Source organism: Micromonospora sp. NBC_00617 (assembly GCF_045161355.1).
Taxonomy (GTDB): Bacteria; Actinomycetota; Actinomycetes; order Mycobacteriales; family Micromonosporaceae; genus Micromonospora.
The window spans coordinates 3,364,025-3,376,671 of record NZ_CP107751.1; the positions used below are offsets into that span (position 1 = coordinate 3,364,025).

At 75.0% G+C, this 12,647-nt stretch carries 10 protein-coding genes; 1 reads left to right on the forward strand and 9 read right to left on the reverse strand.

The genetic code is table 11. The features are described from left to right. Nucleotides 1-15 precede the first annotated feature (15 nt). The 6 genes from alaS to OG505_RS15380 form a co-directional block, all read right to left on the reverse strand. On the reverse strand, nt 16-2,694 hold the full coding sequence (alaS, locus tag OG505_RS15355; protein ID WP_405434023.1) for an alanine--tRNA ligase: 2,679 nt from the start codon (nt 2,692-2,694) through the stop codon (nt 16-18). Beyond that, nucleotides 2,691-2,996, reverse strand: a complete 306-nt coding sequence (locus tag OG505_RS15360) for a hypothetical protein (RefSeq protein ID WP_357497670.1) — start codon at nt 2,994-2,996, stop codon at nt 2,691-2,693. Before OG505_RS15360 ends, alaS begins: the two co-directional genes overlap by 4 nt. Nucleotides 2,997-3,025: 29 nt before the next feature. Next, nucleotides 3,026-3,490 (reverse strand): DUF948 domain-containing protein, encoded by a 465-nt coding sequence (locus OG505_RS15365; RefSeq protein ID WP_405434024.1) that lies wholly within the window; start codon nt 3,488-3,490, stop codon nt 3,026-3,028. A gap of 149 nt (nt 3,491-3,639) precedes the next feature. Continuing rightward, complete coding sequence (locus OG505_RS15370) at nt 3,640-4,332, reverse strand: hypothetical protein (protein ID WP_405434517.1); 693 nt, start codon at nt 4,330-4,332, stop codon at nt 3,640-3,642. Between the two features lie 2,576 nt (nt 4,333-6,908). Continuing rightward, nucleotides 6,909-8,492, reverse strand: coding sequence for an AAA family ATPase (locus OG505_RS15375; RefSeq protein ID WP_405434025.1), 1,584 nt, complete (start codon nt 8,490-8,492; stop codon nt 6,909-6,911). A 75-nt stretch (nt 8,493-8,567) separates the two neighbouring features. Beyond that, complete coding sequence (locus OG505_RS15380) at nt 8,568-8,780, reverse strand: hypothetical protein (RefSeq protein WP_007458297.1); 213 nt, start codon at nt 8,778-8,780, stop codon at nt 8,568-8,570. Nucleotides 8,781-8,920: 140 nt separating this feature from the next. Here OG505_RS15380 and OG505_RS15385 point away from each other — a divergent pair, with 140 nt between their 5' ends. Further along, on the forward strand, nt 8,921-9,661 hold the full coding sequence (locus OG505_RS15385) for a GNAT family N-acetyltransferase (RefSeq protein ID WP_405434026.1): 741 nt from the start codon (nt 8,921-8,923) through the stop codon (nt 9,659-9,661). 65 nt (nt 9,662-9,726) lie between these two features. On the opposite strand, the gene OG505_RS15390 is transcribed toward OG505_RS15385, so the two are convergent. From OG505_RS15390 to OG505_RS15400, 3 genes are all read right to left on the reverse strand, one after another. Further along, on the reverse strand, nt 9,727-11,010 hold the full coding sequence (locus OG505_RS15390; protein WP_405434028.1) for an MFS transporter: 1,284 nt from the start codon (nt 11,008-11,010) through the stop codon (nt 9,727-9,729). A gap of 114 nt (nt 11,011-11,124) precedes the next feature. After that, nucleotides 11,125-11,742: an ArsR/SmtB family transcription factor gene (locus OG505_RS15395; RefSeq protein WP_405434030.1), complete on the reverse strand. Its 618-nt coding sequence runs from the start codon at nt 11,740-11,742 to the stop codon at nt 11,125-11,127. A 64-nt stretch (nt 11,743-11,806) separates the two neighbouring features. Next, nucleotides 11,807-12,616 (reverse strand): SDR family oxidoreductase, encoded by an 810-nt coding sequence (locus OG505_RS15400; protein WP_405434032.1) that lies wholly within the window; start codon nt 12,614-12,616, stop codon nt 11,807-11,809. Between the last annotated feature and the right edge of the window lie 31 nt (nt 12,617-12,647).

A 12,647-nucleotide genomic window follows, 5' to 3' on the forward strand; every position in this document is an offset into this window, starting at 1 on the left:
GACTAGGAGCGTCCATCACGCCTCGGTGATCGCCTTCTCGACGGTGAGCAGCAGGTTCGGCGCCTCGGCCGCCGGCAGGCCGCCACCCTGGGCCAGGTCAGGGCTGCCACCGCCGCGCCCGGAGAACGCCGCCTTCACCAGATCCGACGCGGCCAGGCCCCGGTTGCGCGCGGCCGCGTTGACCGCCACCACCAGGGACGCTTTGCCATTCGACCGGGCCGCCACCGCGACCACCGCCGGCCGCGCCGGGTCGATCTTGCCGCGAATCTCCTGCGCCAGGGTCCGTACGTCGTTACCGGCCGCGCCCTCCGGCGCCTCGGTGCCCACGTACGCCACGCCGCGCACATCCTTGGCCTGCGCGGCGAGCGCCCCCGCCCCGCCCAGCACCAGCTGGGCGCGCAGCTTCTCCAACTCCTTCTCCGCGTCCCGCAGCTGGGTGACCGTCTGCTCCACCCGGTCGGCGACCTGGTCGTTGGGCACCCGGTACAGCTCGGCCAGCCGGGAGACCAACAGGTGCTCCTTGGCCAGGAAGCCGAAGGCGTCCATGCCGACCAGCGCCTCGACCCGGCGGACACCGGAGCCGATGGACGACTCGGAGAGGATCTTCACGAGGCCGAGCTGGGCCGAGCGGGCCACGTGCGTGCCGCCGCACAACTCCCGGGCGTAGTCGCCGACCTCGACGACCCGCACCTCCTCGCCGTACTTCTCGCCGAACAGCGCCATCGCGCCGATCCGCCGCGCCTCGTCCAGCGAGGTGATGAAGGCGTGCACCTCCAGGTCGGCCAGGAGCACCTCGTTGACCTGCTGCTCCACGTCCCGCAGAACTGTCGGCGACACACCCGTCGGGGTGTTGAAGTCGAACCGCAGCCGGCCCGGCGCGTTCAGCGAACCCGCCTGGGTGGCCGACTCGCCGAGGAAGTTGCGCATGGTCTGGTGCACCAGGTGGGTGGCCGTGTGCGACCGGGAGATCGCCCGCCGCCGGGTCGTGTCGATCTCGGCGTAGCCGGTGTCGCCGGGGTGCACCTCGCCCCGGATGACCCGGGCCCGGTGCACGATCAGGCCGGGCACCGGCTGCTGCACGTCGAGCACCTCGACCTGACCGTCGCCGACGGTGATCATGCCGTGGTCGGGCTGCTGGCCACCGCCCTCGGCGTAGAACGGGGTCGTGTCCAGCACCAACTCGACGGTGTCACCCTCGGTCGCCGCCTGGCGTGGGCCGTCGGCGCCCAGCAGCGCCCGCACCCGCGACTCGCGGGCCACCTCGCTGTAACCGGTGAACGTCACCGGGCCGCCGGCGTCGAGCACCGAGCGGTACGCCGACACGTCGGTGTGCCCCGTCTTGCGGGCCTGCGCGTCCGCCTTCGCCCGGGTCCGCTGGTCGGCCATCAGCCGCCGGAAGCCCTCGTCGTCGACCTTCAGGCCCTGCTCCGCCGCGATCTCCAGGGTCAGGTCGATCGGGAAGCCGTACGTGTCGTGCAGCTGGAACGCCTTCGCACCGGACAGCGCCGTGCCGCCCGCCGTGCGGGTCTCGGCGATCGCCGTGTCCAGGATCGTCGTACCGGCGCGCAGCGTCGACAGGAAGGCTTCCTCCTCGGCGTACGCGTACTGCGCGATCCGGTCGAAGTCGGTCGCCAGCTCCGGGTACGACGGCGCCATGCAGTCCCGCGCGACCGGCAGCAGCTCCGGCAGCGCCCGGTCCTGCCAGCCGAGCAGTCGGATCGACCGGATCGCCCGGCGCATGATCCGGCGCAGCACGTAGCCACGGCCCTCGTTGCTCGGGGTCACGCCGTCGCCGATCAGCATCAGCGCGGTCCGTACGTGGTCGGCGACCACCCGCAGCCGGACGTCGTCCGGGTGCGACTCGCTGGCCACGTGCCCGGAGTGCGCGCCGTAGCGCTTGCCGGTCAGCTCGGCCGCGCGGGCGAGGATCGGCCGGACCTCGTCGATCTCGTACAGGTTGTCGACGCCCTGCAGGATCGACGCCATTCGCTCCAGGCCCATGCCGGTGTCGATGTTCTGCGCCGGCAGGTCACCCAGGATCGGGTAGTCCTCCTTGGTGCTGCCCGGACCGCGCTCGAACTGCATGAACACGAGGTTCCAGTACTCCATGTAGCGGTCCTCGTCGACCGCCGGGCCGCCCTCGCGGCCGTACTCCGGGCCCCGGTCGTAGAACAGCTCCGACGACGGACCGCACGGCCCGGGAATGCCCATCGACCAGAAGTTGTCCGCCTTGCCCCGGCGCACGATCCGCTCGGGCGGCACCCCCACCGACCGCCAGATCTCGTACGCCTCGTCGTCGTCCAGGTAGATCGTCGGCCAGATCCGCTCCGGATCCAGCCCGTAACCACCCTCGGCGATCGGCTTCGTGGACAACTCCCACGCCAGCGGGATCGCGCCGGCCTTGAAGTAGTCACCGAAGGAGAAGTTGCCGTTCATCTGGAAGAACGTGCCGTGCCGGCTCGTCTTGCCGACCTCGTCGATGTCCGGGGTGCGGATGCACTTCTGCACGCTGACCGCCCGCTGGTACGGCGGGGTCTGCTGGCCCAGGAAGTAGGGCACGAACTGCACCATGCCGGCGTTGACGAACAGCAGGTTCGGGTCGCTGATGGCGGGCAGCGGAGCGGACGGCACCACAGCGTGGCCGTTCGCCTCGAAGTGCGCGAGGTACCGCCGCTTGATCTCCGCCGTCTTCATCGCTGGTGTTCCTCCGGAAAAATGTCTCGATCGCCGATCCGCGGGTCTTCCCGCAGCTCGGCGAACTGGTCGTCGAACGCCTCGCCCTGGGCGAACGCCTGGTGGATCTCCTGCTCGCGCTCGGCCATCCCGACCCGGACGTCCTCCACGAAGCTACGCAGCGATTCCACCAGGCCGCCAGCGGATTCCGACAACGTGCTGGCGATGCCGGCCGGGGTGTACGCCTGGGCGGTGCGGGTCGCCTTGCGGACCACGATCACGCCGACGGCCACGCCGATGCCGAGCCAGAACAAGCGCCTCATGTCTCGCTACCTCCTGGTACGCCGGCCGGTCAGCTGTTGCCGCGCCGGGCGGCCCGTCGCTGCTGCTTGATGGTGTCGCGTACCTCGCGCTCGGTCTCGGCGTGCCGGCGGCCGGCGGCGGCCTTGCGCACGCCGTAGCCGAACGCGGCCACCTTCACCAGCGGGTTAGCGGCGGCGGCGGAGACCACGGTGGCGAGGTTGGCGACGTTGGCGGTGACGTTCTGGGCGTGGCTGGTCATGGTGTCGACCTTCGCCAGCTGCAGGTTGACGCCGTCGAGCGACGTCTGCACCTGCTCCAGCGCGACGTTGACGTTCTTCACCGTGGTGTTCACGTCGCCGAGCAGCGGTCCGCTCCGATCGTTGAGGTCGTTGATCATCCGCGTGGTGGCGTCCACCGTGTGCCGCAGCCGCAGGATGGGCAGCGTCAGGATGAGCACCAGCACCGCGAACGCGCTCGCCGCGATCAGCGCCGCGATCGCCAAAATGTCGCCCACGCCTGTCCTCCTCAAGCAGAGTTCCGCCGGACCCGACGTCCCCGGAACGCACAACCTGGTGCCCACCGAACCCCACCGAGCCGTCACCGGTCGCCGGGCACGGGCGGGCCCGCCAGCCCCAGACCCTACCGTCCGTGATGGAGCGCGGCTCAGGACGGTGTGGGTGTCACGTCGCTCAGCGGATCCCCGCTGACCGTCGGGTACGGGTCCTCTCCGGTCAGTGACGGATCGGTGCTGGGCTGCGGTCTGGTCCGCTCGTCGTCGATCGCGTTGCGCACCTTCACCGACACCAACGAGCCGGCGCAGTCTCCCGCAGCGGCCGACGGCTCCGGGGACGGCACGATCGCCGGCTCCCCGTCGACCGGTGGCGGAACGCAGGCCGGCGCCCGCACCCACAGGTCGAGGGTCAGCTCGTCCTGACGCCAGCACGTGTAACTGCCCTTCGTCTCCTGCTCCGGGCAGCGGCTCACCTTCCACGGTCGCCAGCCGTCCTCGCGCAGCGCGGCCTCGTAGACCTTCGCCGTCTCCTCCGGCGACTTCTGCGAGGTGACGGTGCGCTCGCGCAGTCGACAGTCGAGCAGACACCAGCGGCTGCCGCTGACGTCGTCGACCGTCTTCGTCGCGGCCCACGCGGGCACGCCGAGCTGGTCCAGGTTGTCGAAGACCGGGTCCCGGCTCAGCGTACGGACGCCGAAGAAGAGCGGTACCGCGCCGAGCAGCACGACGCTGACCAGCGCCAGGACGGCCACCCGCAGCCGGCGTCGTTCGCGCGACTGCCGGCGTACCTCGGATCGGGCGCCCGGGGCGTCGTCGTCGGACGCGTCCTGGCCGGCCGCGCGCAGTGCGGGCCCGTCGGTCGGCTCGGCGACCGGCGCCGTCGCGGCGGGCACCACGACTGCGGCGCGGGCCACACCGGCCGACTCGCCGGGCCGGCCGGACGGTGGCACGGGGGCGACACCGCTGGGCTCGGGCCGGTCGGCCTCGCGGGGCGGCGGCAGGGCACGGCCCGCGGCACGGTCCGCCGGTCGGGGGGCGGCAGCACGCGCGGCCACGGGCGATCCGGGGCCGGCGTGCTCGGCGCCCGCCCGGTCGTCGCCGACGGGCGGCTGCCCGACGCCCGGCGGGCGGACGGCGGCGCGAGCCGGACCGTCCGGACCGGCGCCCGGCGGGACGGCCGCACGGGCCGGACCGTCCGGACCGGGTCGGGCCGAGCCGGGACGGGGCGGGGCGTCCGGGCCGACGCCCGGGCGTACCGCCGCACGAGCGGGACGCGCCGGATCGGCGCCCGGCGGCCCGACGGCGCGAGCCGGAGCATCCGGGCCGGCGCCGGGCGGCACGGCCGCGCGAGCCGAGCCCTCGGGGCGAGGCCGGGGCGGACCGTCCGAACCGGCGCCCGGCGGGACGGCGGCGCGAGCCGGGCCGGCGGAGCGAGCGGCACCCCGCTCGGGCGTGCCGGCGCCGGGACCGGGCGGACCGTCGGGACCACGGCGACCGGCGCCGGAGACCGGCGCCTCGCCGGGCGCGAGTCGGGCCCGACCCCCGGGCGGGGCGGAGCGGGCGCCCCGCACCGGTGCGGGTCGCCCGCCGCCGGCGGGGCCGGCATACGGGTCGTCGGCCGGTCCGGGACGACCGGTGGGTCCGTCGGGGGCGGACTCGGCCGGCGGGCGGCGGCGTCGGTTGACCGGATCCGCGGCGGACCCCGGAGCGGCCCGACGGCCGACGGGCCGCTCACCGGTGACCGGCGGATAAGGCACGGGACCGCTCGGCTGCTCTCCGGTGTGCTCTGGCGCACCGGGCCGGGCGGCCCGGCGACCGGTGGGAGCGTCCGCACCCGGGTCGGCCGGTGGCCCGACGGGACGACGGCCGGCGGCGCGTTCCGCGGCGGGATCGGGCACGGCGAGTGGGCCACCGGAACGATCGGTCAGATCACCGGCGGGCGGCGGGGCGGTACGGCGGCCGACGGGCCGGTTCGCGCTCGGGGCCTGCGCGTCGCCACCTCGGCGGTTGACCACCGGCAGGCCGGGGTCGGTGTGCGGCAGCCGGCCGGCCTGACGCAGCCAGTCAGCCGGTCGCTCCGGGCGGTCCGCCCGCGGCTCACCGCCGGTCGGCGCGCGTCGGCCCTGGTCGTCGGGGACCGCTCGACGGCGACCGGTGCCGTCGGTGGACGTGACGTTGGCGGGTCCCGCGCTGGCGGGTCCCGCGCTGGCGGGTCCCGCGCTGGCGGGTCCCGCGCTGGCGGGTCCCGCGCTGGCGGGTCCCGCGCTGGCGGGTCCCGCGCTGGCGGGTCCCGCGCTGGCGGGTCCCGCGCTGGCGGGCCCGGTGGACGCCTCCGGCATCGGCGGGGCATTGCCCGAGCGGGGCACCATCGACGCGTCCGATTCGGCGGCACGGCGGCGACCACCCCCGGCCGGGCGGGCGTGGCCCGCGGGCTCCGGCGCTCCCGGGTCGGCCGGGCCGGGACGACGCCTGCCCGTACGCGGGTCATTGTCGATCGCGGGGTCGGCTCGCAGCCCATCCGCAACGTGCGGCGCGACGCCGGGCGGCGGCCCGTCGAACCGGGCGGGACCGGCCGCGGTGGGCGGCCCGGCGGGTCGCGCCGGATCGGGAACGGGACCCGCCGTACGTCGGCCGGCGGCCAGACCGTCACCGGTCAGCGGCCGGCCGCCGCCGGTCGGGTCCGGCCCGGGTCCGCGGCCCGGCGGCACGGTGTCCTGCCGGCGCAGCGGCGGCCTCGCCTCCGCCCGGCCGGTCGGGGCGGCGGCATCCGGGCGGTGGCCGGCCGGGGGGCCCGCAGCCGCTGGCCCTGCGGGCGGGCCGGACGGTCCCACGGTCGGACGCGGTCGGACCGGAGCGCCGGTGGTCGGGCGGGGCCCCGGAGGGCTCGCCGCGTCACCGCCGGCCGGGCGAGCCGACGGCGGCCCGAGGGGCGGCGCGGCGGCACGGGGGCCGGTGCCGGGAACCGGCTGGGCGCCACGCGCCGCCGGCTGGCCCCCGACGGGGCCGGCGGGCCCGGCGGCCCGGGAGCGGTCGGCGGGTGGGCGGCCGGGGTGTTCGCGCTCGGCGGGCGGGCGGGTGTCCATGAGGCGACCTGGCGGGGGCGCCTCGCCCGGCCAGGGGCCGTCAACCGGGCGGCGCGTTCCGGCGGCCTCCGCGTCTGGACGGCGTGAGCCGGGCGGCGCGTCCGGCGGCGGCGACGCGCCCGTGCGCGGTGGCACGGGCTCGGCCGGGGCCCCGTCCGGGCCCAGCTCGCCGCGTTGCTGCTTGGCCGAGCGCAGGTCGTCGATCCAGCCGAACTCCTCGCCGGCCACCGGCTCCTCCGGCTCGGCCTCGGCTCGGCCTCGACCCCAGCGGCGGCCCTTCGCGCGGGGATCACGCCGCTCGTCCGGGCCCTCGTCGGGGCGGTCCGCACCACGCGATCTCACTGTTGACCCTCTCCTGCGGCGTCCGTGCCGCTGTCCTGCTTCGTGCGGGGGCCGCCCGCTTCCGTGGCCGGTTGGCCGTTCCGACCGACAAGCGCCGGGGCGGGCTGCGGTGTTACCGGTGACCCTGCGGTCGGGGCCGCCACCGACGGGCCCGCTGTCGCGGGCGAGGAGGCGGTCGGGGTTTCGGGGCGGGCGGGCGGGGCCGGCAGCCCGCGTACGATCCGGCGCAGCACCGGCAGCCGCGTCGACACCGACCGTTCCGCCCCGTGCGGGCTGGGCTGGTAGTAGTCGACGCCCACCAGGTCGTCCGGGACGTACTGCTGGGTGACCACGCCGCGCTGGTCGTCGTGCGGGTAGCGGTACCCGATGCCGTGGCCCAGCCCTCGGGCGCCGGCGTAGTGCGCGTCCCGCAACCCACGGGGCACCGAACCGCCCCGGCCGGCCCGTACGTCGGCGATGGCCGCCCCGATCGCGGTGGTGGCCGAGTTCGACTTCGGCGCGGTGGCCAGGTGGATCACCGCCTGCGCCAGGTTGAGCTGCGCCTCGGGCAGGCCGACGTACTCCACGGCGTGCGCGGCGGCGGTGGCCACGCTCAGCGCGGTGGGGTCGGCCATGCCCACGTCCTCGCTGGCGAAGATGACCAGCCGTCGGGCGATGAACCGGGCGTCCTCCCCCGCCACCAGCATCCGGGCCAGCCAGTGCACGGCGGCGTCCACGTCCGAGCCGCGCATGCTCTTGATGAACGCGCTGACCACGTCGTAGTGGGCGTCGCCGTCGCGGTCGTAGCGCACCGCCGCCACGTCGACCGCCTGCTCGGCGGTGGCGAGATCGATGCGCCCGGCGCCGAGCGCCGTGGCCGAGGCCGCCGCCGCCTCCAGCGCGGTCAGCGCCTTGCGGACGTCACCGGCGGCGAGCCGGACCAGGTGGTCCTCGGCGTCGGTGGTCAGGGTCAGCGTGCCGCCCAGGCCGCGCTCGTCGGCGACCGCGCGGCGCAGCAGGCCGCGTACGGCGTCGTCGTCGAGCGGTTGCAGGGTGAGCAGCACGCACCGCGACAGCAGAGGTGAGATGACCGAGAAGTACGGGTTTTCGGTGGTCGCCGCGAGCAGCGTGACCGTGCGGTCCTCAACGGCGGCGAGCAGGGAATCCTGCTGGGTCTTGCTGAACCGGTGCACCTCGTCGATGAACAGCACCGTCTGCGGGCCGCCCGAGCGGCGCTGGCGACGGGCCGTCTCGATCACCGCCCGGACGTCCTTGACACCGGCCGCGAGGGCCGACATGGCGACGAAGCGGCGATCGGTGGCGCCGGCCACCAGGTGCGCGATGGTGGTCTTGCCGCTGCCGGGCGGCCCCCAGAGGATGACCGACATTCCGGCGCCGCCGGAGACCAGTTGCCGCAGCGGCGCTCCGGGGGCGAGCAGGTGGTCCTGCCCGATCAGCTCGTCCAGGCTCGCGGGCCGCATGCGGACGGGCAGGGGCGAATCGTCCGCTACCGGAGTGAAGCCGTCGACACCGGCGGAACCCTCGGGCGCGCTGCGCGGCCCGGTGGGCGCACCGAGGGAGAAGAGAGCGTCGGACTCCATCACGAAGACAGTACCGGGCCCGACCCGCGACGCCGGAATCGCGCTGCGGGCCGGGTCACCGCTGATCGGTCTCGGTCAGCCACGGCCGGGACGACGGCCCCGGTACCAGCGGCCGCCGCCACCGCCGCGCGGGCCGCTGCCGACGCCGGCCAGGTAGAGCGAGAGCAGGAGCAGGCCGATGAGCACGAGGGTGTTCCAGTTGAACAGGTCGGGGGCACCGAAGTCGGTGTTGAGCAGGTCGAGCAGCAGGGCGAAGCCAAAGACGATGGCCGCGAGAATGGCGAGCATGTCGGTCCTCCGGTGGGGGTTCCCAGTAGGTCGGCGCGTGATGTACCCAATCGGTCGACTCGCCAATCTCCACCGTGGATCAGCACGCGGGCTGCCGGGCCCTGCGCGGTCGCCCGTACGGCGGCTCCTAGGCTGACGTCATGATCACCGACGACCAGGCGATCCACGACCGGGCCGCCATCCTGGCCGCCGCCGGTGACCACCCGTTCGTCCGGCACTCGCTCTCGCCGGGTGTGCCGGCGCGCGGCTACCGGCGCGACGGCGCCGTGCTGTGGTTGCTGCCGCCCGAGCGCGGGCTGGGCGCCGACGCCATCGGCCGCACCGAGCCGGTGCTGGAGATCTGCGCCGCGCTGATCGCCGACGGGGTGCTGCGGCCGGAGCACCGAATGCACCTGCCCCGGCTCGACCCCGCCCTGCTGGCGGGCCGGCTGACGGTGGACGAGTTCGTCGACTGGGACTTCCACTGGACCACCGTGGCGCCGCCGGCGCAGCCGGACGAGCAGCGGGTCGTACGACTCACCGACGCCGACCGCCCGGCGCTTGCGGCGCTGGTCGACGAGGCGTTCCCGAACACCACCACGCGTCCGGACGACCCACGGGTCATCGACTGGTACGGCATCCGGGCCGACGGCCGCCTGGTGGCGTGCGGCGCGGACCGCAGCCGGGGCGACGTCGGGTTCCTGGCCGGCCTGACCGTCGCCCCCGACCAGCGCGGCCGGGGGCTGGGCGCGGCGCTGACCGCCGGCATGACCCGGGCGTTGCTGGCCCGGCACGACACCGTCGGGCTCGGCGTCTACCCGGACAACGTCCAGGCGGTGCGGCTCTACCGCCGGCTCGGCTTCACCGACATCCTGTCCCTCACCGCGATCCGCCTCGGCTGAGGCCGCTCATCGACACCGGGCGTCGACGAGCGGCCTTTGACACCGGGCTTCGGTGAAAACCTTGCCTACCGACCGGCGGGGACCGGGACCACTGTCGGCTCGCTGGCGGGAGCGGGCCGACGGCCGGCCAGCCAGGCGGGCAGGTAGAACGGCGCTGCGACGGCCAGCACCACCGCGCCGACCACCATCGCGGCGCTGACGCTGACGGCGGCGGCGATCGCGGTCAGCGCCACCCCGCCGAGGGCGGCGGCCGGTGCCGACATCATCGAGTTCAGCGAGAGCACGCTGGTCCGGTACGGGCCGTCGACCTGTCGGTGCAACAGACCACTATGCAGCGGATTGGACGCGCCGTGCACGGCGTAGCAGGCCAGGTAGGCCACCAGCACTCCGACCGGCCCCGCGAACAGTCCCATCCCGACCACCGTGACGCCCTGCAGGATGCGCAGCAGGGCCGCGCCCGGAGCCGCCCCGAACCAGCGCAGCAGCAGCGGGGTCAGCGCCGCGCCGGCCGCGTTGGCGATCCAGGCGGCCGAGCTGGCCGGCCCGAGCAGCGCGGCGGCGCGGTCCGGGTCGCCGACCACCTCGGCGAGGCGGACCGGCAGCAGCGATTCGAAGGTGACCATGCCGAAGCCCCAGAACAGCTCCACCGCCACCAGGGCGAGCAGCACCCGGGACCGGCGCAGCAGACCGACGGCCTGGCCGATCATCCGGGGCGCCTGGACCACCGACGCCCGCACCGCCGCGACCCCGGTGGCCGGCCGCTCCTCGATGAGCAGGGCGAGCAGCGCGACCAGCGCGGCCGCCTGGGCGACGATCGCGACCAGCACCGGCACGGTGAGCGCGCTGACCGGCCCGATCGGCCCGAGCGCGACCAGACCGCCGCTGAGCAGCGCGCCGCCGGCGATGGCCCCGCCGATGACGGTGCCGGCGTACCCGAGGCCCTTCTCGTACTCGGCCTGCGGGTCGGCGGCCAGGGTGGCGTCGACGTACCAGGATTCCAGCGGGCCGCTGTCCAGCGCCCGGTAGACGCCCTGCAACGCCCAGACCAGGAAGAACAGCGCGAACGAGTCGGCCACCGCGAAGAGCGCCAGCGAGGCGAGGTTGAGTGCTCCGGCAGCGAGCAGGACGGGTCGGCGGCCGAGCGCGTCGGCCAGGCCGGCGGTGGGCAGCTCCAGCGCGAGCACCAGCAGCCCCTGCGCGGTGCCGACCAGGCCGATCTGCGGCAGCGACAGGCCGCGCTCCTGCATCAGCAGGATCATCACCGGGATCATCAACCCCGTGGGCAGCCAGCGCAGGCCGTAGAGGGTGAGGTAGCGACGCCGGACCTGGCGTACGGTCAGCGCGCTCACGACGCCACCTCCATTCGCGACTGCGGGGCTCGCAAACCCGGCTCACTCCTCGCGCTCACGACGCCACCTCCATTCGCGACTGCGGGGCTCGCAAACCCGGCTCACTCCTCGCGCTCATCGGGGGCCGTCCAGCAGCGGGTAGGCGGCCAGGAAGACCTGCACCGGGCGGGCCTGCGGGTCGACGGGCTCGGCCGTGTCGACCGGCTCGGCCTCCCGGCGATACCGCTTGAGCACCTGCCACACCTCCGTCTTGAGCGCCTCCAGCCGCTCCGGCCCGATGGTCAGGAAGGTGTCGCCCATGCCAAAGGCGTCCCGCCAGGCGGGGGACCACTCGTGCTGGGTGGCGAACCAGCGGTCGGCGTGCTCGACGAGAAGACGCACCTGGTCGCCCTGGATCCACTCGATCGCGGCACGGGCGTCGGGGTCGTCGTCGAAGTCGCTCGGCTCCCAGCTTGTGACGTCGTGCGCGGCCTGCCACCAGCGCTGCCGTCCGCTGCCCCGGTCGGGATCCTCGGTGACCAGCCCGACCTCGGCGAGTTGGCGCAGGTGGTAGCTGGTCGCGCCGGTGTTGGTGCCGAGCAGCTCGGCGAGGGTGGTGGCGGTGGCGGGCCCGTTCACCCGCAGGGCTCCGACCAGCCGCCTCCGCAGCGGGTGCGCGAGCACCCGGACCTGCCGCTTGTCGATCCGCACCTCCCGCGGGGCGGGCCGCGGGGTCGCTTCGTTATTCGCCATGACTGCACACTATCTCTGCACACTTCCTGTGCACAAGAGTTGTGCACAGGAAGTGTGCAGGATGTCAGGCCAGGAGTTCCCGCACCCCGCGCAACCGCGTGCGCAGCAGACCGGCGGCGCGGGCGGAGTCGAGGCGTACGTCGCTGGGGCGGACCACGCCAGCGGCGGCGGCCGTGGTGGTCTTCAGGCCCGTCGCGTCCAGGCCGAACCGCTCGGCGACCAGCAGACCCAGCTCGGCCCGGCTGACCGCGTCCGCGCCGGCCACGTTGAGCAGCCCGGCGTACGACGAGCAGGCCAGCTCCAGCACGGCGTCGGCCAGGTCGCCGACGTCGATCGGGCAGCGGACCTCGTCGGTGAACAGGACGGCCCGGCCGGCGAGCGCGTCCCGGCAGAGCTCGATCTGTTTGCTGCCCTCCCCGAGGATCAGCGAGGTACGCACCAGCGCCGCACCGGGGTCGATCGCTCGTACGGCGGTCTCCGCCGCCGCCTTCGCGGCCCCGTACGCGTTGACCGGGCTGGGCGGGTCGTCGTCGGCGTACGGCGTGGGACGGCCGCCGTGCAGCGCGTCGCTGGACAGGTGCACCAGCCGCGCCCCCACCTCGGCGGCGGCGAGGGCCACGTACGCGGCCCCGTCGGCGGTGACCGTCCAGTCGTCGTACCGATAGGGGGTCGCGACCACAGTGTCCGGCCGCACCTCGGCGACCAGCGCGCGCACGGCGGCGCGGTCGGTCACGTCCAGCCGCCGCCCGACAACACCCGGCACCTCGACGGACCCGGAGTGAAACGTCCCCACGACCGAGAACCCGGCGCTGACGCCCCGCCGACAGACCTCCCGACCCAGAAACCCGCTGCCCCCGACAACAAGAACCCGCATCCCAGCCCACTCCCCCACCGATGATCAAGAG

Bases quoted from the DNA above. Each gene is read 5' to 3' on its own strand.
- OG505_RS15360 (WP_357497670.1), bottom strand. From the start codon at position 2,996: ATGAGGCGCTTGTTCTGGCTCGGCATCGGCGTGGCCGTCGGCGTGATC.
- alaS (WP_405434023.1), bottom strand. From the start codon at position 2,694: ATGAAGACGGCGGAGATCAAGCGGCGGTACCTCGCGCACTTCGAGGCG.
- OG505_RS15380 (WP_007458297.1), bottom strand. From the start codon at position 8,780: ATGCTCGCCATTCTCGCGGCCATCGTCTTTGGCTTCGCCCTGCTGCTC.
- OG505_RS15395 (WP_405434030.1), bottom strand. From the start codon at position 11,742: ATGGCGAATAACGAAGCGACCCCGCGGCCCGCCCCGCGGGAGGTGCGG.
- OG505_RS15385 (WP_405434026.1), top strand. From the start codon at position 8,921: ATGATCACCGACGACCAGGCGATCCACGACCGGGCCGCCATCCTGGCC.
- OG505_RS15375 (WP_405434025.1), bottom strand. From the start codon at position 8,492: ATGGAGTCCGACGCTCTCTTCTCCCTCGGTGCGCCCACCGGGCCGCGC.
- OG505_RS15400 (WP_405434032.1), bottom strand. From the start codon at position 12,616: ATGCGGGTTCTTGTTGTCGGGGGCAGCGGGTTTCTGGGTCGGGAGGTC.